Source organism: Candidatus Protofrankia californiensis (assembly GCF_900634765.1).
Lineage (GTDB): Bacteria > Actinomycetota > Actinomycetes > Frankiales > Frankiaceae > Protofrankia > Protofrankia californiensis.
Genome location: NZ_CAAAFT010000022.1, coordinates 1 through 3,682, shown reverse-complemented (window position 1 = coordinate 3,682; position 3,682 = coordinate 1). Strand labels below are relative to the sequence as shown.

The window sequence follows — 3,682 nt, the reverse complement described above, 5'->3', positions numbered from 1 at the left end:
GTCTACTCCCAGCTCGGCGTGCTCCTGACCGAAGCGGACTTTCTCGGGGAGAGTTCCTACAACGACCAGCTGGTTCCGGTTGTCGACGAGCTCGCCGAGCTGGGGCTGCTCCGGTTGAGTGACGGAGCTCTGTGCGCCTTCCCGGAAGGATTCAAGAATCGGGACGGTGAGCCACTGCCGCTCATCGTGCGTAAACGAGACGGTGGTTACGGGTATGCGACCACCGATCTCGCGACGATTCGCCATCGGATTCGCAGCCTGCACGCGACCCGGCTGCTCTATGTAGTGGGGCTGCCGCAGTACCAACATTTTGAGATGATTTACGAGGTGGCTCGCGAGGCCGGTTGGCTGGTCCCGCCCGTGCGGGCCGAGCATATCGGTCACGGATCGATTCTGGGTGCCGACGGCAAGATGCTCCGGACCCGGGCGGGTGACTCCGTGAAGCTCGTCGCCCTGTTGGACGAGGCCGTTTCCCGGGCAGCCGACGTCATCGCCGTGAAGAACCCGGCTCTTGACGTGCAGACACGTTCAGAAGTCGCCCGGGCGATCGGGATCGGTGCTGTGAAGTACGCGGACCTGTCGACCGACCGGTCGAAGGACTACATCTTCGACCTTGACCGCATGTTGGCTTTCGACGGTAATACGGCTCCCTACCTGCAGTACGCCCACGCAAGGATCTGTTCGGTGTTCCGTCGGGCGGGGCTGACGTATCCGGTCGCCGCCGCCGACATCCGGATCCGCGAGCCCGAGGAACGTCACCTCGCTGTCCAGCTGCTCAGCTTCGGCGACGTGGTGAACGAAATTGCCGACTCGCTCGAGTTCCATCGGCTGGCGGGCTATCTTTTCGGTCTTGCGACCTCCTTCACCGCCTTTTATGAGAAATGCCCCATCCTCCGCTCCGAGGAGCCGGTCCGCACCAGCCGGGTCGCCCTGTGCGACCTGACCCGTCGTACCCTTGCGACCGGGCTGGAGCTGCTCGGCATAACCGCACCCGAGCAGATGTGATCGACGCCCTGGCCGGCGGCCAGGTTCGGGCCCGTCAGGGTCGGCAGGCGGTGGCGGTCGGTTGCAGGGTGGGCAGATGCGGCTCGGGGCGGGCGAGGTGGTAGCCCTGAACAAGGTCACAACGTAGGTCGGTGAGTGCAGCGAGCTGTTCGGAGGTTTCGACTCCCTCCGCTATGGCGGTCAGGCCGAGGATGTGGGCCAGATGGATGACGGCGGCGACGATGGCGTGGTCGGCGGGATCCTCGGTCATTCTGCTGATGAATCGGCGGTCGATTTTGAGGCCATCGAGCGGAAGGCGGTGCAGCCGGGTGAGGGAGGAATGACCGGAGCCGAAGTCGTCGATGTAGAGGGTGACACCGAGGGCGTGTGCGGCCTGCAGGGTGGCGCTGACGGTGCTGCTGTCGTCGATGAGGGTGTTTTCGGTGATTTCGAGGCAGAGCTGGTAACGGTGGTCGGCGTTGGTGGTTCGCAGGAGCGCTGCGAGGTCGGGCAGGAAATGGGGGTCGGTGAGCTGGCGGGCGGAGACGTTGACGCTGATGTGTGGCGGGCAGGCCGGCGGCGGGCCCGGCGTCCAGCTGGCGGCGGCGTGGCAGGCGGTGTGCAGGACCCACCGACCCAGCGAAACGATTATCCCGGTTTCCTCGGCGAGGGGGAGGAACGCCTCGGGGTACAGCAGCCCGCGTTCGGGATGCTGCCAGCGGAGGAGGGCTTCGGCGCCCACGACGTTGCCGTCGGCGTTGATGACAGGTTGGTAGTGCAGGCGGAGATCGTTCGTGGTGAGGGCGTGGCGGAGGTCGTTTTCGGTGGTGAGCCGGTCGAGGGCCTCGCTGCGCATGGTCTCGTCGAACAGGAGGTAACGGCCGCGGCCCTGGTGTTTGGCACCGTACATGGCGATGTCGGCGGCCCGCAGCAGGCCGTCGGGGTCTGGGATGTCGGGTCCGGACAGGGCGACGCCCACACTGGCGGTGACGGTGACGTGACGTCCGTCGAGGATCACGGGTTTGGAGAGGGCGGTCACGACCCGCTCGGCGATGGCGCGCAGGGCGGGTTCGGTCGTGATCTCTTCGCAGACGACGGCGAACTCGTCGCCTGAGAGACGGGCGACGGTGTCGCCGGGCCGGACGGCGTTGCGCAGGCGAGTGGCGACCTCACACAGAAGCCGGTCGCCGGTGTGGTGGCCCAACGAGTCGTTGACGTTCTTGAATCCGTCGAGGTCGACGAACAGGATTCCGGTCCGGTGCTGGTGGTCGTGGTTCGGTGTCTGACCGTGGTCGTGGTTCAGCGTCTGACCGAGGTGCTCGAACAGCGCGGTGCGGTTGGCCAACCCGGTAAGCCCGTCGTGCAGGGCACGGTGGTGGGCGTCGCGTTCGATCTGGAACCGGACGGCTGCCGCGCTGAGGACGGTCGCGACCGCCTGCACGAACTCGGCCTCGCGCTCGGTGAACGAGCTGGGACCGGACGTGCCTGCGGAGCCCGACGTGGACGTGATCGATCTCATCGGTGTGTCCGGGGCCGGGGCCGGGGAGGGGGTGTCCGGGGTCGGGGAGCCGGACGTGGTCGGTGCGGCACGATAGATCGTGAGGATCGCGGTGGGGTTGTCGGGCTGGCCGATCGGGATCGCGAGCCCACAGCGCAGCCCGCCGGAGCGCGGCCTCTGGTTGTCGTCCTGCGGGTCCGGTGAACCCTGCGGGTCGTGCGAACTCCGCTGGTCCGATGACCCCCACTGGTCTGGCGAATCCTGCGGGCCGGGGCCGGGGAGGTTGTCGGCGTGGACGGGGCCGCGGGCCGCAAGCGCTGACGTGACCAGGATGCCGGGTTCGGGTGGTGTTCCGATGGCTGCGGCCAGGTGTGGCCTGGTCATACCGGTATGACCGGTATGACCGAGGTGCAGTTCGTGCACGGTGACGGCGTCCGCGTGCAGGTGATCAGAGATCATTTCTGCGGCGGCGCGCCACAACGGCTCCGGATCAGGACTGTTCAGGGCCTGCCGACCCAGGTCCGCCACGATAGCCTGTTCGGCCGAGCGGGCTCGCAGCTCCTCCAGCGCCTGTTCGCGCTCGGTGACGTCGGTGGCAACCATCGCCACTGACATCACGGTGCCGTCCGCGGCGAGTATCGGCACCACGTGGGCGTCGTAGCGGCGTCCACGCGCCTCGACGACACCTGACACGCGCTCGCCGGACAGCGCCCTACGGGCCAGGGACAGGATCGGCATGTCCTCGAACGTTTCGAAGACCGACAGCCGTGTGGTGTTCACCCGGCTGACGTTCACCTCGCCCCCGGCGAACCTGATGCGTCCGGTCCGGTCCATCAGGAACAACGTCACCGGGGTGTTCTCCAGCAACAACCGCAGGTAGTGGTGGGTGGTCACTTCCTGGGTGACGTCCTGGAACTGGCTGAGATAGTAGGGCTCCCCGTCGGGGTGGTCTCGCAGGATCGTCGTGGTGGCCAGCACGTGAACCACCGAGCCGTCCGGGCGGACGAACCGGATCACGTCCTGGTAGTCGGTCCGATCGTCGCTCACGAGGTGTCGGGCGTCGTTCAGCCGCTTCTTCCGGTCGTCCGGATGGATCAACCTGTCCCAGGTTGTGTCGAGCAGTTCCGCCTCGCTACGGCCGAGGATCCGGCAGGCAGCCGCGTTCACTCGCCACACCATGTGATCAACTATGCCGATGGC

Annotated in this window: 2 protein-coding genes; one reads left to right on the top strand and one right to left on the bottom strand. The window is 66.8% G+C overall.

Going from position 1 to position 3,682, the window contains the following annotated elements:
- Positions 1–1,005, top strand: a 1,005-nt coding sequence (argS, locus tag DD1DGNOD_RS28470) for an arginine--tRNA ligase (RefSeq protein WP_241255374.1), incomplete at its 5' end; no start/stop codon positions are given.
- A gap of 34 nt (positions 1,006–1,039) precedes the next feature.
- On the opposite strand, the gene DD1DGNOD_RS00865 is transcribed toward argS, so the two are convergent.
- Positions 1,040–3,682 (bottom strand): sensor domain-containing protein (locus DD1DGNOD_RS00865; protein ID WP_131769221.1); only part of this gene is annotated, 2,643 nt, incomplete at its 5' end.